General features: G+C 30.4%; 17 protein-coding genes and 1 CRISPR repeat array (1 of these 18 cut by a window edge). Of the genes, 5 read left to right on the forward strand and 12 right to left on the reverse strand.

The features are described 5' to 3' along the window. Positions 1-524: a CRISPR direct-repeat array (repeat unit 35 nt; unit sequence ATATCCTAATACGAATAAAAAATTCCGATTAAAAC) (it extends 253 nt beyond the left edge of the window). A gap of 310 nt (positions 525-834) precedes the next feature. Both Lupro_RS02580 and Lupro_RS02585 read left to right on the forward strand, forming a co-directional pair. Continuing rightward, positions 835-1407, forward strand: a complete 573-nt coding sequence (locus tag Lupro_RS02580) for a helix-turn-helix domain-containing protein (RefSeq protein ID WP_068206021.1) — start codon at positions 835-837, stop codon at positions 1405-1407. Positions 1408-1523: 116 nt separating this feature from the next. Next, entirely contained in the window at positions 1524-1967 is a 444-nt protein-coding gene (locus tag Lupro_RS02585; protein WP_068206023.1) for a hypothetical protein, read from the forward strand. Between the two features lie 361 nt (positions 1968-2328). Here the strand turns inward: Lupro_RS02585 and Lupro_RS02590 are convergent, their stop codons facing one another. The 6 genes from Lupro_RS02590 to Lupro_RS02615 all read right to left on the reverse strand — a co-directional run bounded on the left by Lupro_RS02590 (position 2329) and on the right by Lupro_RS02615 (position 11549). Next, positions 2329-3570: an NAD(P)/FAD-dependent oxidoreductase gene (locus tag Lupro_RS02590; RefSeq protein ID WP_144439096.1), complete on the reverse strand. Its 1242-nt coding sequence runs from the start codon at positions 3568-3570 to the stop codon at positions 2329-2331. Positions 3571-3603: 33 nt separating this feature from the next. Then, on the reverse strand, positions 3604-4278 hold the full coding sequence (locus tag Lupro_RS02595) for a phosphonatase-like hydrolase (protein ID WP_068206027.1): 675 nt from the start codon (positions 4276-4278) through the stop codon (positions 3604-3606). A 52-nt stretch (positions 4279-4330) separates the two neighbouring features. Further along, positions 4331-5608 carry a DUF5690 family protein gene (locus tag Lupro_RS02600; protein WP_099092388.1) on the reverse strand — a complete coding sequence of 426 codons (1278 nt, stop codon included), beginning with the start codon at positions 5606-5608 and terminating at the stop codon, positions 4331-4333. A 69-nt stretch (positions 5609-5677) separates the two neighbouring features. Continuing rightward, a complete protein-coding gene (locus Lupro_RS02605; RefSeq protein WP_068206028.1) occupies positions 5678-6772 on the reverse strand; it encodes a phosphoglyceromutase in 1095 nt (364 codons plus the stop codon). Positions 6773-6871: 99 nt separating this feature from the next. Beyond that, positions 6872-8314, reverse strand: coding sequence for a SusD/RagB family nutrient-binding outer membrane lipoprotein (locus Lupro_RS02610; RefSeq protein ID WP_158499545.1), 1443 nt, complete (start codon positions 8312-8314; stop codon positions 6872-6874). Between the two features lie 19 nt (positions 8315-8333). Next, entirely contained in the window at positions 8334-11549 is a 3216-nt protein-coding gene (locus tag Lupro_RS02615) for a SusC/RagA family TonB-linked outer membrane protein (RefSeq protein WP_068206034.1), read from the reverse strand. Between the two features lie 665 nt (positions 11550-12214). On the opposite strand from Lupro_RS02615, the gene Lupro_RS13505 reads away from it, so the two are divergent. Further along, complete coding sequence (locus Lupro_RS13505; protein WP_158499546.1) at positions 12215-12388, forward strand: hypothetical protein; 174 nt, start codon at positions 12215-12217, stop codon at positions 12386-12388. Then, positions 12388-14505, forward strand: a complete 2118-nt coding sequence (locus Lupro_RS02620; protein WP_068206035.1) for a molybdopterin-dependent oxidoreductase — start codon at positions 12388-12390, stop codon at positions 14503-14505. Before Lupro_RS13505 ends, Lupro_RS02620 begins: the two co-directional genes overlap by 1 nt. Positions 14506-14538: 33 nt before the next feature. Here the strand turns inward: Lupro_RS02620 and Lupro_RS02625 are convergent, their stop codons facing one another. The 6 genes from Lupro_RS02625 to Lupro_RS02650 form a co-directional block, all read right to left on the reverse strand. Further along, entirely contained in the window at positions 14539-15168 is a 630-nt protein-coding gene (locus Lupro_RS02625; protein WP_082703844.1) for a tetratricopeptide repeat protein, read from the reverse strand. Further along, a complete protein-coding gene (locus Lupro_RS02630; RefSeq protein WP_068206037.1) occupies positions 15156-16481 on the reverse strand; it encodes a hypothetical protein in 1326 nt (441 codons plus the stop codon). Before Lupro_RS02630 ends, Lupro_RS02625 begins: the two co-directional genes overlap by 13 nt. Continuing rightward, positions 16460-18667: an urea transporter gene (locus tag Lupro_RS02635; protein ID WP_068206038.1), complete on the reverse strand. Its 2208-nt coding sequence runs from the start codon at positions 18665-18667 to the stop codon at positions 16460-16462. Before Lupro_RS02635 ends, Lupro_RS02630 begins: the two co-directional genes overlap by 22 nt. A 118-nt stretch (positions 18668-18785) precedes the next feature. Continuing rightward, positions 18786-20132 carry a type III PLP-dependent enzyme domain-containing protein gene (locus Lupro_RS02640; RefSeq protein ID WP_068206040.1) on the reverse strand — a complete coding sequence of 449 codons (1347 nt, stop codon included), beginning with the start codon at positions 20130-20132 and terminating at the stop codon, positions 18786-18788. An 11-nt stretch (positions 20133-20143) separates the two neighbouring features. Then, positions 20144-21187: an ATP-grasp domain-containing protein gene (locus tag Lupro_RS02645; protein WP_068206041.1), complete on the reverse strand. Its 1044-nt coding sequence runs from the start codon at positions 21185-21187 to the stop codon at positions 20144-20146. Positions 21188-21189: 2 nt separating this feature from the next. Continuing rightward, entirely contained in the window at positions 21190-21429 is a 240-nt protein-coding gene (locus Lupro_RS02650) for a PqqD family protein (protein ID WP_068206043.1), read from the reverse strand. A 549-nt stretch (positions 21430-21978) separates the two neighbouring features. Here Lupro_RS02650 and Lupro_RS02655 point away from each other — a divergent pair. Continuing rightward, positions 21979-23331 carry a peptide MFS transporter gene (locus tag Lupro_RS02655; protein ID WP_068206044.1) on the forward strand — a complete coding sequence of 451 codons (1353 nt, stop codon included), beginning with the start codon at positions 21979-21981 and terminating at the stop codon, positions 23329-23331. Positions 23332-24569: the final 1238 nt, after the last annotated feature.

Here is a 24569-nt window from a genome sequence, read left to right on the forward strand (position 1 = left end):
CAGCACTTCCATTTGGACCTGATATCCTAATACGAATAAAAAATTCCGATTAAAACTTTTAAATTTATTTATTTTTATTTTATTTATTATATCCTAATACGAATAAAAAATTCCGATTAAAACGTCAGCGAGGTGAGACACAAAAAGAACACACTTGATATCCTAATACGAATAAAAAATTCCGATTAAAACTTATTTGTCATTACTTCCATTCCCCCAAGCTCAATATCCTAATACGAATAAAAAATTCCGATTAAAACACCTAAGAACATAGTTATTAGTACTACTAATATCCTAATACGAATAAAAAATTCCGATTAAAACTTACGTTCAATAAATTCTTGCCTTCCTGATTTAATATCCTAATACGAATAAAAAATTCCGATTAAAACTAAAAGATAATACCTCTTTAGCCATTACTAATATCCTAATACGAATAAAAAATTCCGATTAAAACTTTATATTTCATCTTGGTCGGTAAAAGATACAATATCCTAATACGAATAAAAAATTCCGATTAAAACTTACTTAATTCAACATTAATTACAAACCATTTAATATCCTTACTAAAGAGAAGTTATATTTTGTATCGGGAAGTAACTACAGCAAACAAAAGAAAACAATTGCAATCTTAATTTCAAATATCACATTTTAAGAGAAATTTTATATTTTAAATTTCTCTTAAAATGTACTTTTATTGCCTCATTTTAATTGGAGTTACTTAATTGTATCAGTAAATAATACATTTTTAGAATTGTTATAAAATAAAATGTAGCTACTTAACTAAAAACTTCATATTTTGCAAAAGTTTATTTTTAATATCCTTTAAATTCTATGGAAGATTTCATTCTTGATATTGGCAAACGCATAAAAAAAATTAGAAAAGAAAAAAAATTAATTATAAGTCAAGTTGCTGATAAAGCAGGAGTGAGTAATGGATTGATTTCAAGAATTGAAAATGGGCGTACAATACCCTCATTACCTGTTCTTTTAAATATTATAGATGCTTTAGAAATTGAAGTGAGCTCCTTTTTTGATGGAATGCAAAAAGAGCATTCCAATAATTATATTGTTACAAGACATGATGCTTATGCTGAGATTGAAAAAGAAGTTGAAGCTGAAGGGTTTGTATATCAATTTATTTTCAATAAAAGTATGAATTCTATAGGGTTTGAAGCTGTTTTATTAGAAGTAATGCCTAACAGCAAACGAGATAAAGTGGTTACTGATGCTTACGAATTCAAATATATTTTAACTGGAGATATCTCTTATATTATTGATGAAGAAGAAATTAAGCTATCTGTAGGTGATTCTATATTTTTTGATGGTCGTATACCACATGTACCTATAAATAAAGGCAATATACCTTCAAAAATGTTAGTATTGTATTTTTACAATAAGGAATAAAACTTTTATACCCTAAAAAAAGACTGTTTAAACAAAGCTATTTATTAAGGATATTGTAGGTATTTAAAACCTAGGAATTCAAATTATAAGATATAAACCAATCAAAATTAAAAATTATGAAAAAACTATTATTCGTGCTACTGATTTTAATATCAGTAAATTCATTTGCTCAATCAAGTCCTCAAGATATAATAAACGTTTTTTTTGCCACGTATGAAAAAGATGCAGGAAAAGCGATAAAAGAATTATATGAGACCAATAAATGGACTGAAAGAATAAAGGATGACATTGATAAAATTATTGGAACAGTTAATGGATTTACGGAAAGTTATATGGGAAAATATTATGGGTATGAAATTATTACAAAGAAAAAGTTTGCTGAAAGCTTTGAATTATACTCATATATGGTAAAATATGACAGACAACCTATTCGATTTATTTTTAAATTTTATAAGCCAAACAATAAATGGGTATTATATTCATACGCACTTGATGATAGTTTAGATTCGGAAATTCAAGAAGCTGCAAAACTTTATTATTTAAAATTAGATAAAGAATAACGACCTCCAACAGTGGTATAATTCAGTGCTATACCTGATTTAAGTTCTGCTGTTTTTTTGTAAATTTAACTTGATCTCTATCCCGAAAACCCCAACGGATTTTCAATAACAAAATCAAAACCCAAAACTTAGTATGCTTAACTTCACATTACTAATTTAATAAACCTCTTTGTCTGTGTCAGGTAGAGCGCAGTCGAGACCTATGTAACTACATACTTACCGCTAAAATAAGTTTTACAATATACTACCCTCCATCTTTTTTCTTACTTCTAGCATCTGCGCATCTTTGTCAGTGTCAGGTCGAGCGCAGTCGAGACCTATGTAACTACATACTTACCGCTAAAATAAGTTTTACAACATACTACCCTCCATCTTTTTTCTTACTTCTAGCATCTGCACATCTTTGTCTAAAACTTTCTGAATGTGGATCAAAATTTGTAAATCTATCTATTCTAAACACTTCTGAATTTGCATATAAAGGAATTTTTAGAACCATTTCAGCTACTAACCGTCCAATACCTCCTGAACCTGCAACACCACAACCTGCACAGCCTGTTGCTGCGTAAAAACCTTTAAAATTTGGGAACGTTCCTACTGTATAATAACCATCGGGTGTGTATGTTGAAATTCCTGTAATGCAGTTTTTCATTCCAATTTCTTCAAACTGAGGAAAGTAATTGATAAATTCTTTTCCATACTTTTCTAAAATATCCCATTCATCATCTTTAGCACCTAAAAAATCAGAATTCGGTTGTGGATTTAATTCCTTTGGATGGAAATGTGGACTATTTTCTTCTCTTAAACCAAACAATAAAGCGCCATTTTCTGGTCTTGAATATGCCATAGCATCGGGCATTACAACCATAGGATGATTTTTAGGGAACAATGTATTAATACTCTCGGTAATCCAATAAATACTTCTTACTGCCGCCATGGGAATAGGAATATTTAATTGCAACGATAAAAGGTTAGACCAACAACCTGCTGCATCAATAATAACAGGAGATTTAATAATTCCTTTTGAAGTTTTTACTCCTGTAATTTCATTATCTTCTGAAAGTAATTCTAACACTTCGGTATGTTGCATTATTACAGCACCTTCCATTTTTGCTGCTTTTGCAAAGGCATTTGCTAACAAATAAGCATCTACATAAGAATCATCTTCCATAAAAGACGTTTTTTTAATAGCTGAAGTTGAAATCCAAGGTGCTTTTTCTTTTACCTCTTCAATACTAATTTCTTTATTTTTAATATGATGTTTATTTGCAATGGCCACTATATTTTCCAAGTTCTTAACCGATTCTTCTGAAGAAGCAATATGTAGTGTTCCTACTTTATTTCTACCTGTTAACTCACCTGTAAGTGTTTCTATTTCATCAATATTTTTATACGTTTCTTGAATTAAAGGTATCAATTCTTCTTTCGTCCTCACCAATGTCATTAAAGATGCAGCTTTAGAAGTATTACCACTTCCAATAGTATTTCTTTCAATTAATACCACTTTTTTTAGTCCTCTTTTTGCTAAATGCCAAGCTGTTGCGGTTCCAATTGTTCCTGCTCCAATAACTATTGCATCAACAGTATCTATAAGTATATCTTTCATTTGTATATTTAATTTTTGAGTTATACGCTTCAATTAAAATAATTTTTGAAGTAATTCGGGTAAGCTATCTATAATAAAAGTTGGGTTTACACTTTTTAATTGTTCTTTAGTATGTGCACCTGTAGTTACACCAATAGTAATTCCACATATTGCGTTTTTCCCTTCTTGAATATCTATAATTGAATCTCCAACTTTCACTACATTTCTAGCTTCAGAAATATGAAATAATTCCATCGCTTTATAAATCATATCCGCCTCTGGTCTCCCCTTTTCAACATCACTTGCAGTAATAAGTGCATCGTACTGGTTGCCTTCTTTCCAATTTAATTTATTTAATAATTGCAATGCTGTTTTTCTATTATAGCCAGTATTCAATGCTATTTTTACACCTCTTTCTTTTAGCTTCTTAAAAACCAATTCAGTTTCAGGAAATGTAGCAACTTCTAAATTCTGATATGTTATTTTTAATAGTTCAGAAAAATCATTAAAAATAGGTAATGACTCTACTTCATTTTTTTTAGTTGAAGGTTGTGACGCTATAATATCTTTAATTGCTTGGTGTTTTTCTTTACCGGCTCCGTGCAATAACACTTCTTCTAAAGAAAAATTATAGCCAAATTTATTGATGCTTTTTTGCAATGTTTTATAAACTACATTATTTTCATTAATAGTAGTTCCTGCCATATCAAACACAATCAGTTGAATCATTATTTAGTTATTTTATTAATAAGTTTAATTTAAAATGTAGTTTTTAATATTCTTAAGCCATTTGAATTTCAATACTTGCTACTTCCTTGTTTTTTTTATTCTTTTTAATGAAATATACCAAAGACATTATGGTGATAAGAATCCCTGAAACTGAAATTATATAAGTTCCATAAGTAAAAAATTGCAACCACGAAAGTGATGGCTGCCCAAAATTTTTATACAATAAAATGAACATGCTTCCTAAATATCCGAATGAATCTGCTATATAAATTAAAAATCCAGAGTTTCCTTTAATTTTAAAAACTGCAACCATTCTATCGAAGAAAATACAACCAAAAGGCACATAACAACTATACAATCCAAACCCCGTAAGTATCATCCAAACAAAAGGTGAAATAACTTGAATTTGAAATAACCAAGTACTAATTCCAATAAGGATTGTTCCAAAAAGTAATACGTAATGGTACATTAAAAACGCTTTCATGTTATTTTTAACAAATCCTAGCGAACCTAATATTACCAAAACGGCTATTGCTATTGGAATTTCGGCAGTAGTATAAACGCTTGCGTTGCCTTGATAGCCTAGCGCATCCCAAAGTTCACGAGCAAAATTATCTCTAAAATCTCTAAATGCAGTAAGTGAGGTGTAAAATAACACCAGTATAATTATTGGAAAAGCAAATTTTAAAAATAATTTTTTTCGCTCTTTAGGAGACATAGGAACCCGTTTTGTTTTTAATTTTTGATCCTCTTTATCTGGTTTTGGTAGTTTTTCAAGTAAAAAAGTAAAAAATAAAAAGGGTAAAATAAATAACGAACCTGTTACAAAAGGCATCCAATATTCTGAAATATGCCAATTATCCATTATATATTTACCAATAGTTTTTACAAACCCTGATGAAACTATAAAACTTGAACTTAAAGCAACTCCTAAAATTTCTGTAAAACGTCTTCCTTCTAAATAGGAGAATACAATTCCCCAAACCATACCAAGAGGCAATCCATTTAAAAACATAAAAATAATATTGTAGGGCTTTGGTGTAATGGCAAATAAAAGCAAGGCTAATTCAGCAATAAAAATCATTATCACTAAAAACAAACCTCTTCTTTTTGGTTTTAATTCAGAAATAACTTTAATTCCAATAAATTTTGAAAGCATATAGCCTAAAACTTGGAAAATAATCAACAATATTTTATAATCTATCCCCCAATAAGAAATAGCTTCAAATGTTGCAATGGTAAAAGGTTTACGAAAAGCATACATGCAAAAATACACACCAAAAGAGGCTATTACGGCATGTATTATATTGTATAATTTAGATTTTGACATATAGAAATTCAAAAAAAACAAACCCACCGCATAAAAATAGTAATGTGATGGATTTGAAACACTGAGAAATTAGTGTGTAATTGAAATAATTGGTGTTCCTAAATTGCTTTCTTTACTATCAACACCAATAATTTTTAAGATAGTTTCAGCAATTTGGTTGGTGTAAATTTGTGGGGAATTTTCAATTTCTCCTTTTGCTTCAATGTTAGGTCCTAATACTGCTAACCAAGTTTCATTAGCCTGTTTAACATCTTTTCCATGGCTTGTCCATAATGATTCTGGTTCGGCACCAACACCTCTACCGTGATCTGTTGTAATTATAAAATACGTATTGTCTTTATAAAAAGCATCATTTTGAACATAATTCCATAAATCTTCAATCATAGTATCTGTAGTATACAAAGATTTTATGTACATATCAAAAAGTCCACCGTGAGCAAAATCATCCGTTTCACCATAAGCTATGTACACTATTTTTGGATGATTTTTCTTAATATATTCTTTCGCATAGTGATGCGTAAACATATCCAACCTAACCGATTCCCAAATAATGGGAGCTTGTCTCTGGGTTTCATTTAAAAAGATTTCTCTTTCAGTTAAATGATTACCTGTTGCATTCATATAACCCGCATTTACAGGAACGCCACTTCTTTTATCATTAATAATATATGGAAAAACATCCCAGCTAGCAAAAGCTGCAACTTTGTTTTTATATTGAGGTTGTTGGTTTAATGTTTCTAAAATAGTTACATTCTCATTATAAATTTTACTGTTACTTGTAATGTGTTCATCATCTGCTTGTCCTGTTAAAATTTCGTTATAACCAGGGTATGAAAACACCATGTTATTGGTTAAATTAACAAAACTATTTTTAGTTCTATTTCCATAAATTTGTCCTTTTTCAACTAAAGTACTCCAAAAAAAAGGCATTAATTTTTTTCGTTTTTCTTCTAGCGTTTTCCCTCCAAACTTTTTTAAAAGTTCTTCTTTTTTATGTGTGTACTTTTTGTTGTCTAGTAGAATTGTATCTATACCTGTAAATACTTCTTGCCATCTTACCCCATCTAAAGTGATAAGAATAACATTTGGCGTTTTTGTTACTTCTTGCGCATATATACTTCCAAAAAATAGCAATAAAAAATGGCTTAATATTATTTTTTTCATATTGTTGTTTTAAATTTATGTGAAGAAGTACCCTAAAATAATTGAATTTTACGATACTTCATATTAAAATAAAGCGTTCGTTTTAAAAAATTAATTTACTTATTTTTCCCACCAACCTTTTACGTTTATATCATCACTACCCATTTTACTAACTGCGTTTTGATAGTTTTCAGTATTTAAAGTTTGCTCATTATCAGGATATAAAAACCGAACTGGTACTTGATTGTTGTTCACATTATCCTGTCCAGGGACAATAAATGAAGGAAATCCTGTTCTTCTAAAATCATACCAACTCTCTAGTCCTACTAAAAAAGAAGCCAACCATTTTTGAGTCATAATAGTTTCTAAACCACCATCATAAGCTACACCTTCTTGAGATAAATAGGTTTCAAAATCTTGACTTGTATTCCAATATTCAAATGAAGCAATCACACCATTTTCATAGAATGTTTTAGCATCTTCTAAAATAAACCCTTTTTGAGCGGCTTCAGCTAAAATAAATTGAACTTCAGCATATTGCATTAAAGGCGCTTCTACAGCATCTGGAGCATCATAAAAAAACGATTGATTTAATCTAGAAACATTATTAGCACCACCATTAAATGTTGAAGCATTATCTTCACTTAAACCATTTAGCATACCCGCAAATAAATTGGGGTCATCTTCTTTATTATCTGTTGGTTGAAACCAGCTAAACAATCTGTTATCTTCAAAATCTTTTAATAGTGTTTCGCTCGTTTTACTTAATCTATGCTCATCAAAACCGCCAATTCTGCCAATACTTATTGGCCAAGAATCTACTTGACTGTTTGCTGCATATTTTAACACCGCATTATCTGCATTACTAGTAAAAATCATACCTTCTGTAACAATTTGTCGTATTTCAGCACTCACATCTTTACGCTTAGAAACACGCATTAAATATCTCAATCTTAATGAGTTTGTTAATTTTCTCCATTTCAAAAGGTCTCCATTGTAAAGTAAATCTCCACCAAGTATTGGTTGTCCTTGTTCTAATAATGTTTCAGCGGTAACTAAATCGGCTAAAACACCTGTATATATCTCTTCTTGGCTATCATAAACTGGTGTGAAATTGCCATCAGTTTGTCCTTTTATAGCTTCAGAAAAAGGTACATCTCCCCAATTATCAGTTAAGTTTGAATAAATCCAAGATCTTAATACAAGTGCAATACCTTCATAACTTGTATTTTTAGAGGTTTCATTTCTACTAATTTGAAGAATTTGTTCTATTTCAGAAAGATTTCCGTAATAATGATTCCATAAACCACTTTCAGAACCCCAATCGTATCTATCAAATCCTGTGAAATTAATTTTTGCTGTAAGTTGTGAAACTATATTTCCATTATTCCAACCTGTTAATGCATTTCTACTAACCGTACTTGAAATTACTGTTGACAATAATAAATTTGGAGTAACTACTTCTGGTTGGTTAGGGTTCGTATTAATTGCTTCAAAATCGTTTGTACAATTACTAAGCAATAGCAATACTGAAATTAAAAATAAAAAATTATATTTTTTCATTGTTCTATTATTTTTATTATTAAAATTTAACATTTAAATTAAATCCGTAACTTTTTGAACTTGGAGTTGCCATATCTTCAACACCGGGTACTACTGTGCCTCCGTTAAAAGATAAAGTTTCAGGATCAAAATGCTTATTTTCTGTCCATAAGGCTAAGTTTCTTCCAACTACTGAAAGCGTAATAGCTTCAAATGGTGTTTTATGAATTAATTTTGATGGTATTTGGTAGCTTAATTTAACCTCTCTTAGTTTTAAAAATGAAGCGTCAAACATACCTACTTCTTCATTCCCTCTATTATATTTCCACCAGTAGTAATCTCTACCGCTTAATCTAACATCATTAGGTCTGTATGAACCATCTGCATTTTGAATAACACCTTCTGAAATAATTCCATCTTCACGTCCTACAACTGTAAAATCCATCATACCTGAAGTACCTCCAATTAAAACTGTTCTAGAATTTACAACACCACCTTGTCTCCAATCAAACAAAACACCCAACTCAAAACCTTTGTAAGAAAATGTATTTTGAAAACCTAACATAAAATCAGGATTAACATTTCCTAGTTTTTTAAGATTTGGATCACGTAAGGAAAATCCACTTTCATTATGAATTACTTGTCCGTAAAATTCACTATTAGGGTCATTAACTTCCACAAAACCAGTACCGTAAACATCTCCAACTCTACCACCCACTTTGGCTAATACTTGAATGTAGTTTTCTGAAACTTGGTAAGTATCTAAACCATCAATTAATTTTTTAACAGTTCCTCTATTACTTGAAAAATTTACAGCGGTATTCCATTTAAAACTATTTTTTAATTTTAGAGGAGTTGCATTAAGCACTATTTCTATCCCTTTATTTTCAATTTCACCTGCATTAATAATTCTTGATTGAAACCCTGAAGTTATTGAAACTGGCAACTCTAAAATTTGGTTTTTAACACTTGATTTGTAATACGTTACATCCAACCCTACGCTACCACTAAACAAACGTATGTCTGCTCCAAACTCATAAGATTGAGATTCTTCTGGTTTTAAATTTTCATTTTTCAATATTGAAGAAGCACTTACACGTTGTTCACTTCCAAATGGTTCGTCAAAAGAAAACGTATTTCTTAAGTTATATGCATTTGTATCGTTCCCTACAATAGCCCAACCTGCTCTTACTTTTGCAAATGAAATTACTGAAGGAAGCTCAACCATATCCGATACAATGGCACTAAGACCAACTGATGGATAAAAATAAGAGTTGTTATTTTTAGGTAAAGTACTAGACCAGTCGTTTCTTCCAGTAATATCTAAGAATAAGAAATTTTTGTAGGATACATTTATAAATGCATACAAGCTATTTACTGTTTTAGTATCGTCAAATTGAGTTTTAGATAAAGGTTCAGCGGCATTTTGAAAGTTAAATATCCCTGGAACGGATAATGAATTAGCACTAATTCTTCGATATCTATTTTCTTCTTTTCTATGATTTCCTCCAAATGAAGTTCCTAGTTGAAAATCTTCATTTATTTTTTTACTATATGAAAGTAAGAAATCTGTATTTTGTTCTTTTGAATAAATCATATCTTCACGATATTGACCATTTGCAAAACGTTGTGTACTAAATGCACGTTTACTAACTCTTAAATCGTTACCATAATCCATCCCTGATCTTAACATCAATGTTAAATCATCAGTAAGGTTTATATCAACTTTAACATTTCCTATAATACGATCTTTATCAAATGCATTGGTATTTTCAAACATGGTAAAGTAAGGATTGTCATGCCAGTTATAATTGTAATTAAACTGCTGAAGTCCTTCTAAACCAGGTTGCCAATAGTCTTTTAAAGAGTTCATATCTATTTGACGTCCAAACCAAACCCATAAATACATAATATTTTCTGTACCATAAGAGTTATTAGGTCTGTTTTTACTATTACTGTTAATATAATTTACAGATGACGATACCTTTAACCATTCCTTTAGTTTATAAGAGCCGTTAAAAGCGTATGTTCTTCTGTTATAATCTGTGTTTGGTAATATCCCCTCATTTTGTAAATCTGTATAAGAAATTCTTAAATTACCATCTTCATTACCACCAGTTACAGCAACATTTGTAGTTATAGTGTAACCTGTTTTAAAAAAATCTTTAATATTGTTGGGTCTAGATATCCAAGGAGTTGCAGTTGCTTCATCTGTAAAATTACCATTTTCATCTCTTGGTCTTACTGCAAAATCACCTGCTCTTAAACCACTAGATGTTGGACTGTCATGTTGCACCACTAATCTACCATCAAGCCTAGGCCCCCAGCTTTCATCAATATTATCATTAGTTCCGCCACCAAAACCATCAAAAAATTCAAATTCACCACCTGCACCTTGACCGTATTCATTCTGATATTTTGGGATTCTAAGTGCCGATTCAAAAGTAACATTCTGGTTGTATGTTACCCCAATTCCTCTACTTCCTTTACCTGTTTTAGTTGTAATTAAAATTACACCGTTTGAACCACGTGAACCATAGAGAGCTGTTGCATTTGGTCCTTTTAAAATAGTCATAGATTCTACATCATCAGGGTTAATATCCTGTGCACCGTTACCGTAATCTGTTTCTAAATTCCCTTCCGATCTATTACTAATAGTGTTGTTGTTAATTGGAATACCATCTACCACAAATAACGGAGAATTTTGTCCTGGAATTAAAGACCCTTCACCTCTAATGGTAATTAATGATGTAGATCCAACTCCTGAGCTACCTCCAACAACTTGTACACCTGCAGACCTACCTGAAAGTGAATTCGTAATGTTTGTTTCTCTTGCTGAAGTCATTTCTTCTCCTTTTAGTTCTTGAGCTGCATAGGTTAACGCTTTTGTTTCTCTTTTTATACCTAATGCAGTAATCATAACTTCCTCTAATGCTTCAGATGAAGCTTCTAAAATTATACGGCCTAAATCTAACACTTGATTTTGTACTAAATTTACCGATATAACTTTATCACTATAACCCATAAAGGTTATTAGTAATTCATAACTTCCTGGTTTTACCCCAGAAATTTGAAATTTCCCATCAAAATCTGATGTAGTACCATAATCTGTACTTTTTAGATAAATTGTAGCTCCGGGTAACGGAGAACCTGAATCTAGAATAACACCTTTTATTGTTGCTGAGCCATTCTGAGCGAATACACTTGATGCGACAAAAAATAGCATCAAATAAATGTAATTAGTTAGTTGTTTCATTAGCCAAATAAATTGATATTTTAATATTAGTTAAAAATTATACCGCAAAATTGACTAAATATTCACTATGAGTAAACTTTTTTATGTTATTGAATGATTATTATAACTTTCAATAAGAGTTAATTAAATGTTAATAAAACTTGATAGATTAATAAAATATTATGTAATATTTCAAATTTAAACTATCTCTAGTTTACAAAATTCAATTCATTTATGAGGTATTTCGCAGTACGTATGTAAAAAAGATACTATTATATTTCACAAATTTTCCTGCTCTAAAAGTGCGTTTTTAAAATAATGAGAAATTTTATTTTAACATCTCTCTAAAAATTTTAATCGAATCTATACCTTTGAAAATCTCTCATTAAAAAATAACTGAAATTTTATACTTCATGTACAATTCTCCTCTTCTAATCTATTTTAAAAAAGAAAAGTTATTGCTATGGTTTCAAAAAGTAATTTTTTAAGCTTAATTATCAAATAAGTATGCTACATAGAAATATTTTGTACTTTAACAAAATTGAAGTATTAACTTCAAAAAATTAAAAATAACGTATTACAACAACTTATTTTTAGGCAAAATAAATGATGTTAACATCTCAAATTACACCTACTGAAGTTCAAATAGCTCAACTAAAAAAGAATACTAAAACAAACCTATTGTGATGCTTAACATTTTAAAATTTAAAAAGTACTCTACAACAAATGAAACAGAACAAGAAGCTTCTGTTATCCATTTTTTAAATATGATTACTGTATCTGAATATCAAAAAATAGTAACTAACCGCTCTATTGCTTTAGAATATGTTGGTTTAATTGCTTGTAAAACTACACTGTAATGGAAGAATTTAAAACACACTACCGTACTTGCAATCTTTGTGAATCTATGTGCGGACTAGAAATAAAATACATGGATACTACGGTAATTTCAATAAAAGGAGATAAAAAAGATCCTTTAAGTCGAGGTCATATCTGCCCAAAAGCTACTGCTTTAACCGATTTATATACCGATAAAGACCGACTTAAAACACCTATTAAAAGAACAAAAAATGGTTGGGTATCTATTTCTTGGGAAGATGCTTTTGACGAAATTGAAACAGCGTTAAAACGTATTCAAAAAAAATATGGGAAAAATGCTATTGGCTCCTATAGAGGCAATCCAACGGTACACAATATTGGATTAATGTTATTTGGTGCTCCTTTTCTACAAAGTTTAGGCTCAAACCAAAAATATACGGCAACATCTATTGATCAATTACCACATCATTTTGCTTCACTATATATGTTTGGGCATTATTTAATGTTGCCAATACCCGATATTGATCGAACAGATTTTATGCTAATTATGGGTGGTAATCCGGCTGTTTCTAACGGAAGTATTATGACTGCTCCTGATTTTGCAAACCGATTAAAAGCCATTAAAAAACGTGGAGGAAAAGTAGTGGTTATTGACCCACGGTATACTGAAACTGCTAAAATTGCGAACAAACATCATTATATAAAACCTGGAACAGATGCTTTATTATTGTTAGCACTTATTCACGTAATTTTTGAAGAAAACTTATTGAATTTGGCACATCTTAAAATGCATACAAATGGATTAGAAACCATCAAAGAAGTTGCTAAAAACTATACGCCAAAAAAAGTAGCAACAATTATTGGTTTTACTTCGGAAGAAATTCAGCAATTAGCATATGATTTTACCGCTTCAAAAACAGCCGTTTGTTATGGGCGATTAGGATTATCTACACAAGAATTTGGCGGATTGTGCCAATGGCTTGTAAATGTTTTAAACTGTATTACTGGTAATTTAGATAGTGAGGGTGGTGCTTTGTTTACAAAACCTGCTATTGATATTGTTGGCCTGTCTAAAATGACTGGAAAAACAGGTAGTTTTAATAAACGACAAAGTAGAGTTCATAAATTACCTGAATTTACAGGTGAATTTCCTGTTGCTACGCTTGCCGATGAAATTTTAACTCCAGGAGAAGGACAAATAAAAGCTATGATTACTATTGCTGGCAACCCTGTTTTAAGCGCTCCAAATGGTAAACAACTTGAAAAAGCATTAGAGTCGCTAGAATTTATGGTTTCTTTAGATATTTATTTAAATGAGACTACAAAATATGCTACTATAATTTTGCCAACAACAACTGGGTTAGAAACACCGTTATACGATTTGGTTTTTCATCAATTTGCTATTAAAAATACGGCTAAATATTCCGAAGCGCTATTCGAAAAAACAGCTGAACAAAAGCACGATTGGGAAATTTTAAAAGAACTAACAAAGCGTTTTACAGGAAAAGAAAATTCGCTAAATTTAGAACAAACATTAGATTATATGTTGCAGTTTAGTAACTATAAAAATCCTAAACTCTCAATTTCTACACTAAAAGAACATCCTCACGGAATAGATTTCGGCTCATTAAAACCGCAATTACCCAACCGTTTATTTACTACTGATAAAAAAATAGAATTGGCACATCCCCTATTTATAGCAGATTTAGAACGCTTAAATAAAAAATTAAAGTTGTTAAAAATCAACGCAATTTCAAAATTTCCTTTTTCTTTAATTGGTAGGCGTCATTTACGTTCAAATAATTCTTGGATGCACAATAGCATACGTTTGGTAAAAGGAAAAAACCGTTGCACACTACTTATAAATCCTATTGATGCAAATTCTTTAAATTTAAAGGAAGGACAATTTGTGAAAGTATCATCTGATGTTGGTCAAGTTAAACTTCCTATTGAAATAACTAACAATATAATGTATGGTGTAGTGAGTATTCCACATGGTTGGGGGCATCATAGAAAAGGAACCAACATGAAAACTGCACAACAACACGCCGGAATAAGTTTCAACGATTTAACCAATGAACAAAACATTGATAACTTAACCGGAAATGCTGATTTTAGTGGAACAAAAGTTAAAATTGAAGGAGTTAAAGGGGTTTAAATGGGGTTAAACTTACCTTCAATTTTAACTTGATTATTGAGTAGCCAAAGCTAAACCTTTAATGGCTGAAGCATCTGTTGGTTTATTCAGTAATACTTTTTGAAACAATACCTTTGCTTCTTTTTTATTTCCTAATTGAAGATTACTCCAAGCGTACATTAACAAACCATCATAATCAAACGGGTATAAATCTGCTACCTGTTTAAAATAAGAAATAGCCTTATCATATTGTGAATGGTTGTAATAAATAGTACCTAAATAGTACATTGCCTTTGTGTTATGAGGTGAGTTTTCTAATATTTGCTTGTATATTTTTATTACCTCATCCCAATTTCCTAACGCAGCAAAAGGAGCTATATATCCAAATTTTGGCTCATCAGCATACGGCATTAATTCAATGGCTTTTTTATAAAAAATAATAGACTCCTTAAAATTCCCTGCCATATAATTTAACCACCCTAAACGTAAATTTGTTTCATAAGAGGTATCTTTATAAACTGCTTTTAGTTCATTGGCTGCTAATTTATAATCTCCCTTGGCTTCTAACGTATAACTATTGCTAAACGCTTTTTGTAAATTTAAAAAAGTAGTTTGTGCATTAACAAACGGACTGGTAGTTAAAATAAATAGTCCTATAAACAATGTTTTTCTTAAAATTTCCATATAATTCCTGCTATAATATTTTGTTGGTTAAAATTAAATATTTTTGATGTTATTTCCTGATTTTGATTGCTGTAATTATCTTCCATTTCCATAAAAGAGTAACCTATTTTTACAATGGCGCTTTTAGTATAAAATTGAAGTGTTAAACCATATTCACTCAAAGCGGTTTCAGTTTGGTTATATATAATAGCACCATTATTGGCTATAAAATTTCGTATATCTCCAATATTTCCATAACCGGTAATTGACATTTTTTCAGTATTTAAGGTCAATCCTCCTGTATAAACTAAATTTGAGTTTGAGTTTTCATTTTGATATTGAATAGCACCAAAAGGCACTAATAAAGTACTTCCTAATGGATATAGTGACAACGTGTACCCTCCTTGAAATTGGTTGTAACCATTTAAATTTGATACAGAAACATTTACGGTATTTCTCACGTAATAAGAGGCTTTAGTTAAAGCGCCTCCAAATACAAAATTTGAATACCTTACAGTTGGAGATGTTGAAGTGGTTGTACCTCCTCTTGGGTCTCTTCCACTTAGCTCATTATCAATATTTAAATTATCGTAGTTACCAAATAGAATATTAAAGTATGTATCTAAGTATAATCTATTTCCTAAAGCAACAGTTACATTTGCGTAGTAACGTGTTTCTGTTCCTTTGTATGCTTTGTTCACCAATTCTCCTGATACATTTTCTTGTTGAAATGAGGCTGTTGGCAATACAGAAATACGTTGATAAAAATTAACTTTTTTTGAAAGTGGATGACTCATTCCCAAAGAAAATAACTGATAATTTTCAGTAAAATAACGAATATCTCCTAATTCTGATGTCTCAGCTGTTTCCAATAATTTATTGTAATCTAAATTATTTGTTGCCAAAACACTAAAATCTATAGCAGTTACAAAAGGCAAGTCTAACTTAATTTTATCTTGTAAACTTTTAGATATTTTGGTATAAAATAATCGAGATTCCAACGCTAAACCTCCAAACCTATATGCCCAGTACAAATACTCTTGCACAACAACATCATAAGAGTCAATTTTATTCGCTGCCTCTAAAAATTTAATTGCACGTAACATTTTTCCTTCTTTATAATATGCAATTCCCATGCGCACCTTTAAATAATAAAAATCAATTCCTTCGGCTCGAGATTTCTCGCCTAGTTTTATTAATGATTTCCAATCTTGTTTTAAATATAATGCATACGATGTACTGTCAACTTGTTTAAATGACAAGGGTGCTTTTTGTGCATTGGCTGTTGTTACAACAATGCATAATATCAATGTTAATAAACTCTGTTTACCCATTTTAAATTAATTTTAATTCTTTTTTTTGTGTTACTCTCAATATCAATTTCAGTATTTTTATGAACTGTAATAGCAGCTGAAAAAAGTTCCTTTTTATTACTTCCTATAATTTGAGACTTCAGTGTTATTTTTTGAGGATTAAATAGTTGATCTGTTTCTTTATAAGACAAACTATAATTTCCTTTTAGAAAAATTTTTATTGGTACCAAAAAATCTTGAAGTGTTAATAGCGGAAAACGATATAAATGATGTACAGGAAATTTTGTTTCTACTAAAAGATCATTGTATTCACTTAGAACTACTTTATAAAAAGCACGGTAAAAATAAAACAAAGCGCTTTTTTTAGACCCCACATAATTGAGTGCTGAAAATGTTTTACCATTATTTTCATAATACATTTTTGCTCCAGTTTTCAAACAAACAAGTGAAGAATGGTTGTAAATATCAATTTCGTTACGAATAAGAAAGGTATCACTAATTCCATCATCTGTTTTTATACTTAATTTAAACTCATCTCCCGGATTCCATTTAAAAGCAGTTTGTAATATTGAAGATGTAGCAATATTAACTATGGTTTCATTCTCTTTAGGAATTCCTTTTTGTACAAACCCAATGTTAGATGTACTTTCTACTAAATATTCAGATAGTGGCCAAAAAATAGTTGCTCCACCAATTATTGCAGAAGATTGTAATTGAAAATGCAAATGAGGATACGGAGAACGACCTGAATTACCACACTTACCAATGTACTGACCTTCAACTACAAAATCGCCTATATTTACTTCAATAGTTCCTTTTTTTAAATGACTTAATTTTGAAAACAAATAAGTATCGTGTTGTATTACTACCGTATTACCCCAATTTTGATGTAAGTTAGTAGCGCCAATTTCATTATCTTCAACAGTATTAACTACTGCAACTACTGTTCCTAAAGCAGGTGCAACCACAGGTTTATCATAACAAAAATAATCGCTTAATAACAGTCCGTCTCCTAAATATTCTTTCCCTGATGTTTCATCTTTTATAATAAAATCCCATGCGTATTTAAAAAATTCTTTGTGTGTATATTTTCCCTCATGACCCTGATTTACTGTCCACTTCCCCATAAAAGGCAGACGTATTGGCATAGTAAAAGCCGCATATTCTTTTGCGGGTTGGCTATGATATAAATAGGCGTTTGTTTCTGGGTTTTTTTGTTGAATTACAGTTAATATGGGAGGGATTGTTTGATTGTAACGTATTTTAAATGCATATAAAATACCAATAATTACCATATTAAAAGGCAGTGAAAAAACCGATAATTCGAAATAAGAGAATAACCTATCTGAACCTATTGTAGTTACAACCAAAACGGGTATTAACAACAAATTCCATAAAAATGATTGTCGTGATGGAATTAAAAAATAACCGCCAATAGCAATAGCCGATAAAATAAAATTAAATCCGTAATACGTATAATTTAATGATCCTGTATACATCCCCAAGAATGAATACAACCAAAAGGCTACAAAAAAACCAATTAATGAAAACAAGAAATTTATACGTGAGTGAATTATTAAACCTATTGCAATAAGGATGCCTGCCAAAATATTAAATTGAAAAAATATAGCTCCTAGCGATAAAAAATATGTATCAAACCCAGTATCTTTAAAAAAATTATTTAAACCATCAACTATAACAACAAGCGTATTTCCTCCTAATTTAAAAAACATATTTGAAGGATATAATGCTTCTGTATTAAGTGCAATTCCTGAAAATGATGGAAAGGCCAACAACAATAGCCACATGGCTAGCAAAAACGGAATACTCAAGAACGGTAAGCCGTATTTTGCAAATAACCCCATTAAAAAAACAGTGCTAAAAAAGGCAATAGCACCACCCATTACAATTAACAACAATACTTCTAACCCCGGCGAAAAATAAGTACCAACACCTAACCCAACCAATAAAGCATTGAAACTAAATAAGCCTTTTTTAAGTGTTACAGGTGAATAACCCAAAACTTCAGCTAAAGTAACAGCAGTTATAACAGCTATTAAACCACTTAAGCCAGTCCACCAATCAATAAAACTTACAACAAGTAAAATTGTTGCTAAAATTTTATTCCCAGTGAAAAATATTTGTGAGTAGCTTGTTAAAATAGCTTCTCCTAAAAAACGGCTTTTACGTATTAATTTTTGCTTCATTTATTGATTTACTTTTTTTGAACTTCTATCCGTCATTGCGAACGCAGTGAAGCAATCTGTTACTTTTGAACTACAATTTAACAGATTACTTCGTCGCTTATGCTCCTCGAAATGACGTTTATTTTAAATGTTTAGGTACTAATTCCTGTCTTCTAAATACTTCTTTATCTTCTGCTTTACGTATCAAATGCACCTCTCCTTGTTCATCAATTAAAACAATATTTGGGCGATAGGTTATAAACTGCATCCACTGTGTCATGGTATAAGCTCCCACACGTTTTATAACAAAATGGTCTCCTTTATTAAGCATTGGAAAGTCTATATTTTTCCGAATTACATCAATATTCATACATAAAGGGCCGTAAATTGTAGTAGGTTCAGACTGGAAAGTTGTTTCTTGTACTGGATAAATTTCGTGATCATACCAAAAAGCGGTAAACATTAAATTTACACCCGTATCAATAATCATTGCTCTACGCCCATCAGCTAACCTTTTATTTGCTAAAACGGAACCTGCTAGCCAACCAGCATCATCAATTAACGCTCTACCTGTTTCTAAAATAAGTGTTGGTTTTTCGTTATTTGGAAAACTAGCAGCTGTCATGGCTGTAGTAATAGCATGTGCATAATCATCAAAACTTGGAGTGGTATCCGTTGCAGGCATATAAGCACCTTGCAAGGTATTTTGTGATGCAAAACCGCCTCCAGCATCAATATAACCTATACTTGTTTGAAAACGATCAAATATTTTATTTGCCAAAGCTGCTAATTTTTCAATTGCAGTAGCATAAGCTTCAGACATGGTAATGTAGGTGCCAATATGAATATGCAATCCTACCAAATCTATTTTTCCTGTTGAAAGAATTCTATTCACAGCATTCCAAGCACTACCATTTTCATAATTAAACCCAAAACGATCCCATTGAGGGTAAATTCCTGTATCCATATTTACTCTAATAGCCACTTGCGGACGCTCTTTTAACTCATCTATTAAACCAATAATTGTATATAATTCATCAAAATGATCAATATGAATTAAAGATTTATTATTAATTGCTCTAATTAAATCTTTCTCACTTTTATCAGGGCCATTAAAAATAATTTTATTCCCTGGTATGTTGTTATCTAGTACTTTTTCATATTCAAATCCTGAAACCACTTCTGCCCAAGCGCCTTCTTCATGAAAAATACGACAAACGGCATCTAAATAATTGGTTTTGTATGACCATGCAAATTGCACTTTTGGATAACGTGTTGAGAAAGCACGATAAGCCATTCTGTACGTTTCTCTAATTGTTTTTTCAGAAAGTATAAATACTGGTGATCCATATTTTTTAATAATGCCATCAATTGGCACATTATCTATGGTACTAATTGGATTTAATTTTTTGATAGTTCCAAATTTATTTGGAATTCCTTCTACTACTTTTCTTAATATTGGACGTTCGTATATTTTTTTACTCATTTTTTTAGTTTTTATAATTCACCTAACATTATTATTTTCTCAAAATCTTTTATATCGCCAATTAAATCCCATGAATAGCGTATAAACATTTTACCATATTCATAAGTTTTTAGAGGTTTCACCTTTTTACCCATAGCTAACTGGCATATCATTTCAGGAATATTTTGTCCTGCTCCAACAGCTAAATATACCCAAGCAGGTATACGTGGGTTTATTTCAATAAGGTGATATTCACCATCATCAGTTTTTATCATTTCTAATTCCATAGCACCACGCCACTTTGTTTCATTAATAATATTGTGTGTAATTTTCAACAAACGTTCATCATTCAATGTTATACCTCCCCACGCTTTACCTTTATCTGTAATGTATTGTTTACGCATGGCAACAGCGGCAATAGTATTCCCTTCACCATCACCCAAAGCTATTACATTCACTTCAGTACCTTTAATTGCTTGTTGCACCACAACAGGAAGTCCCCATTTTGATGATAATTGATTGAAATAAAAAACAGCCTGATTGTAATTATCAACTTTATAGGCTTCGTAAAATTTACCTTTAATAAAATATGGGTAAGATATTTCATTTGGTAAATCAGCCAATTCATTACTGCTTAAAACAGCTTTACTCTTTGGAACAGTAATTTTATATTTTTTTGCAAATTCAGGTAAATTATCTTTTTGTCGTTCTTCAAATTGTTTTAACGTTGGCAAAAAAGTATGAATTCCCATTTTTAACAACGTATCACTAAATTTTATAAATAAATACAATTCTGAATCAAAATTTGGAATAATAATATCTATTTTCTCTTGCTCGTGAATATAGGTTAAACGATCTAAAAAAGATTCACTACCAACTGAAGGATATGGTATTAGGTATGTTTTATCTACCAAACCTGGCATATAAATTCCAGGTTCTAAATTTTCGTATGCCAAGCCAATAATTCGAACGTTCATTCCTGAATCTTTGATACCTCTAATTACTGGCACACCAGGTCCTGGACTATCAATATTATTAAGTCCTGTTATTGCAATAGTTAGTTTCTTTTGAGTCATAATTAATCAATCATTTTTTCAGTTCTTAAAAAATCAAGGTAATCATATAAATCACGTTCAGCAGTGATAGCATCTACTTCAAACTCTTCAGTAATTGCACTAATTATTTCCTCGTTTGATTTTCCTTCTTTTAATAAATTAATTATAACTAAACCTAAATCATTTGTAGTAAAAGACTCTCCTGTTGAAGGTTTAAAAATAAATCCGTTGTCACTTATAGCTAGTGAATTTAATTTGCTCATATTTCAGTGTTTTTTATTGATGAGGTTTATTGTTAATATAAGTATAACAGTCTAACCTTTTAATTCCCTACCTTAAAGTAGTATTTTTTTTGTTTTAAAAAAAAATAATTCACTTTCAAAAATAATTAACTGATAATTAACTTATTACACAATAAATTAATAAACTTATAATTTAGTGTTAAATATATTCTTTTTTAGCCTTAGAAAATCTTTCAACTGTCGCTCAAGACAGGTAAAACAATCTCAAGATATAAACTACAAAGATTCTTTTTTATTAAATATTTTAACTTCTATCCTTTTTTGCATTGTCCAAAAAAGAATGAAAAAAGTTTAGGCTTATGATACTTTCTCTAAATTTTTTATTCAATTTCTAAATCTTCATTGCAAATTTTATAAGAAAGTTTCGATAGGCCAGTTTAAATATATGAAGTAGCAATAGTTTCAACTAAAAATTTAGTCTTTGTCTTAGTTTTAGTTTTAGTAAAATGTTGATAAAGAGATTCCCTAAATAAATACTATATTTAGCTTTTTTTAAATTTAAGTATTTTTATGGCAAAGCAAGAAGAACTATTATGGGGGCACCCAAAAGGATTGTATATTTTATTTTTTACTGAATTATGGGAGCGATTTTCATACTACGGAATGCGTGCTATTTTAATACTTTATTTAACTGCAAAAACTACCGATAGCAATGCCGGATTAGGATGGGACAGTGTTTCGGCTCTACAGCTATATGGTTGGTATACAATGATGGTATATGTAATGTCGGTTCCTGGCGGATTACTTGCTGATCGATTGCTAGGTCAGAAAAAAACGGTTATGTTAGGTGGTTTTTTACTTGTTATTGGGCATTTTATTTTAGCTTTTGATGAAGTTTGGGCTTTTTATACAGGTATTGTTTTAATTGTTTTAGGCGTTGGCGCCTTAAAACCCAATATTTCAACAATGGTGGGTGGTTTATACAATAAAGGTGACGCCAAAAGAGATACCGCTTTTACCATTTTTTATATAGGAATAAATATAGGAGCCTTTGCTGCACCTATAGCTGTAGGCTATTTGGGTGAAGTTATCAACTGGCATTATGGCTTTGGTTTAGCTGGTATTGGTATGGCAATTGGGCAAGTTGTATATATATGGGGACAAAAATATTTAACTGAAGTAGGAAACTTTGTTCCTGTTAAAACAGTAGCAGGTACTAATAAAAAAATAGGATTAACTGCTATTGAAAAAGATAGAATGATTGTTTTAATACTGTCATTTATAATTGTTATTGTTTTTTGGGGTGCATACGAACAAGCTGGCGGATTAATGAATTTATATGCTCGTGATAAAATTGATAGAGTGCTATTTGGTTTTACCATTCCAACAAGTTTTTTACAATCGTTACATGCTTTTTATGTAATTTTAATTGGATTACCTATTGCTTATTTATGGACGCAATGGCGAAAAAAAGGCAACGAAAACTCCTCTCTTTTTAAAATGGGAGTTGGTACTATTATTACTGGTTTAGGTTTTTTATTACTTGCAAGAGCTGCTGTTGAAACTACTGTTTCTTTAGACGGAAAAGCATCTATTTATTGGTTATTTGGTGCTTACCTTTTGCACGTAATTGGAGAATTAAGTATTTCCCCTGTTGCTTTATCTTTTATCACTAAACTGGCTCCTGTAAAATATGCTTCATTAATGATGGGTGCTTACTTTATGGTTTCAGGATTAGGAAATAAGCTTGCAGGTGCACTTGGTGAAGCTGCCCAAAGTGCAGGTGAATACACTATTTTTATGGGTATTTTTATTTTTTGTGCATTGTTTGGATTGGTACTAATTGTTTTTGTAAAAAAACTAAAAAAACTAACTCATGGAGCTGATGATGTAAAAACAATTCCAATTGTAGAAGCTGAGTAATTATTTTGTTTTATGCAATACTTTTCCATTGATGAAAAGTATCCAAAAATCTAGGCTTACGATACTTTCTCTAAATTTTTTATTCAATTTCTAAATTTCAGAAACTCGCTTTGGTGGTTTTGGTTTATTTAAATCATTTATATTGCTCAAACAGTCTGAAATTTGTTGCGAAATTTTCATTGCAAATTTTATAAGAAAGTTTCGATAGGCCAGTTTAGATAGATGAAGTAATAGTTTCAACTAAAAATTTTAGTCTTTGTTTTTGTCTTAGTTTAATATACCTCATTATTACAAGCCTGTCTGTTGGCAGATAGATGAAGCGATATAATTTCTTTGTTTTATGCAATACTTTTCCATTGATGAAAAGTATCCAAAAATCTAGGCTTACGATACTTTCTCTAAATTTTTTATTCAATTTCTAAATTTCAGAAACTCGCTTTGGTGGTTTTAGTTCATTTAAATCATTTATATTGCTCAAACAGTCTGAAATTTGTTGCGAAATTTTCATTGCAAATTTTATAAGAAAGTTTCGATAGGCCGGTTTAGATATATGGAGTATCAATAGTTTCAACTAAAAATTTTAGTCTTTGTTTTTGTCTTAGTTTAATATACCTCATTATTGCAAACCTGTCTGTTGGCAGATAGATGAAGCGATACAATTTCTTTGTTTTATGCAATACTTTTCCATTGATGAAAAGTATCCAAAAATCTAGGCTTACGATACTTTCTCTAAATTTTTTATTCAATTTCTAAATTTCAGAAACTCGCTTTGGTGGTTTTAGTTCATTTAAATCATTTACATTGCTCAAACAGTCTGAAATTTGTTGCGAAATTTTCATTGCAAATTTTATAAGAAAGTTTCGATAGGCCGGTTTAGATATATGAAGTATCAATAGTTTCAACTAAAAATTTTAGTCTTTGTTTTGTCTTAGTTTAATAAACTTCATCATTGCAAGCCTATCTGTTGGCAGATAGATGAAGCGATACAATTTATTTATTTTATGCAATACTTTTCCATTGATGAAAAGTATCCAAAAATCTAGGCTTACGATACTTTCTCTAAATTTTTTATTCAATTTCTAAATTTCAGAAACTCGCTTTGGTGGTTTTGGTTTATTTAAATCATTTATATTGCTCAAACAGTCTGAAATTTGTTGCGAAATTTTCATTGCAAATTTTATAAGAAAGTTTCGATAGGCCGTTGAAGTTCTTATTGATACATTCGTGTAAACTTAAAG

It is taken from the genome of Lutibacter profundi, assembly GCF_001543325.1.
GTDB classification, from domain to species: Bacteria; Bacteroidota; Bacteroidia; order Flavobacteriales; family Flavobacteriaceae; genus Lutibacter; species Lutibacter profundi.

Coding starts and splice junctions, on each gene's coding strand:
- Lupro_RS02630 (WP_068206037.1), bottom strand. CDS start 16,481: ATGGGTAAACAGAGTTTATTAACATTGATATTATGCATTGTTGTAACA.
- Lupro_RS02650 (WP_068206043.1), bottom strand. CDS start 21,429: ATGAGCAAATTAAATTCACTAGCTATAAGTGACAACGGATTTATTTTT.
- Lupro_RS02640 (WP_068206040.1), bottom strand. CDS start 20,132: ATGAGTAAAAAAATATACGAACGTCCAATATTAAGAAAAGTAGTAGAA.
- Lupro_RS02605 (WP_068206028.1), bottom strand. CDS start 6,772: ATGAAAAAAATAATATTAAGCCATTTTTTATTGCTATTTTTTGGAAGT.
- Lupro_RS02635 (WP_068206038.1), bottom strand. CDS start 18,667: ATGAAGCAAAAATTAATACGTAAAAGCCGTTTTTTAGGAGAAGCTATT.
- Lupro_RS02655 (WP_068206044.1), top strand. CDS start 21,979: ATGGCAAAGCAAGAAGAACTATTATGGGGGCACCCAAAAGGATTGTAT.
- Lupro_RS02645 (WP_068206041.1), bottom strand. CDS start 21,187: ATGACTCAAAAGAAACTAACTATTGCAATAACAGGACTTAATAATATT.
- Lupro_RS02590 (WP_144439096.1), bottom strand. CDS start 3,570: ATGAAAGATATACTTATAGATACTGTTGATGCAATAGTTATTGGAGCA.
- Lupro_RS02625 (WP_082703844.1), bottom strand. CDS start 15,168: ATGGAAATTTTAAGAAAAACATTGTTTATAGGACTATTTATTTTAACT.
- Lupro_RS02595 (WP_068206027.1), bottom strand. CDS start 4,278: ATGATTCAACTGATTGTGTTTGATATGGCAGGAACTACTATTAATGAA.
- Lupro_RS02600 (WP_099092388.1), bottom strand. CDS start 5,608: ATGTCAAAATCTAAATTATACAATATAATACATGCCGTAATAGCCTCT.
- Lupro_RS02585 (WP_068206023.1), top strand. CDS start 1,524: ATGAAAAAACTATTATTCGTGCTACTGATTTTAATATCAGTAAATTCA.
- Lupro_RS02610 (WP_158499545.1), bottom strand. CDS start 8,314: ATGAAAAAATATAATTTTTTATTTTTAATTTCAGTATTGCTATTGCTT.
- Lupro_RS02620 (WP_068206035.1), top strand. CDS start 12,388: ATGGAAGAATTTAAAACACACTACCGTACTTGCAATCTTTGTGAATCT.
- Lupro_RS13505 (WP_158499546.1), top strand. CDS start 12,215: ATGCTTAACATTTTAAAATTTAAAAAGTACTCTACAACAAATGAAACA.
- Lupro_RS02615 (WP_068206034.1), bottom strand. CDS start 11,549: ATGAAACAACTAACTAATTACATTTATTTGATGCTATTTTTTGTCGCA.
- Lupro_RS02580 (WP_068206021.1), top strand. CDS start 835: ATGGAAGATTTCATTCTTGATATTGGCAAACGCATAAAAAAAATTAGA.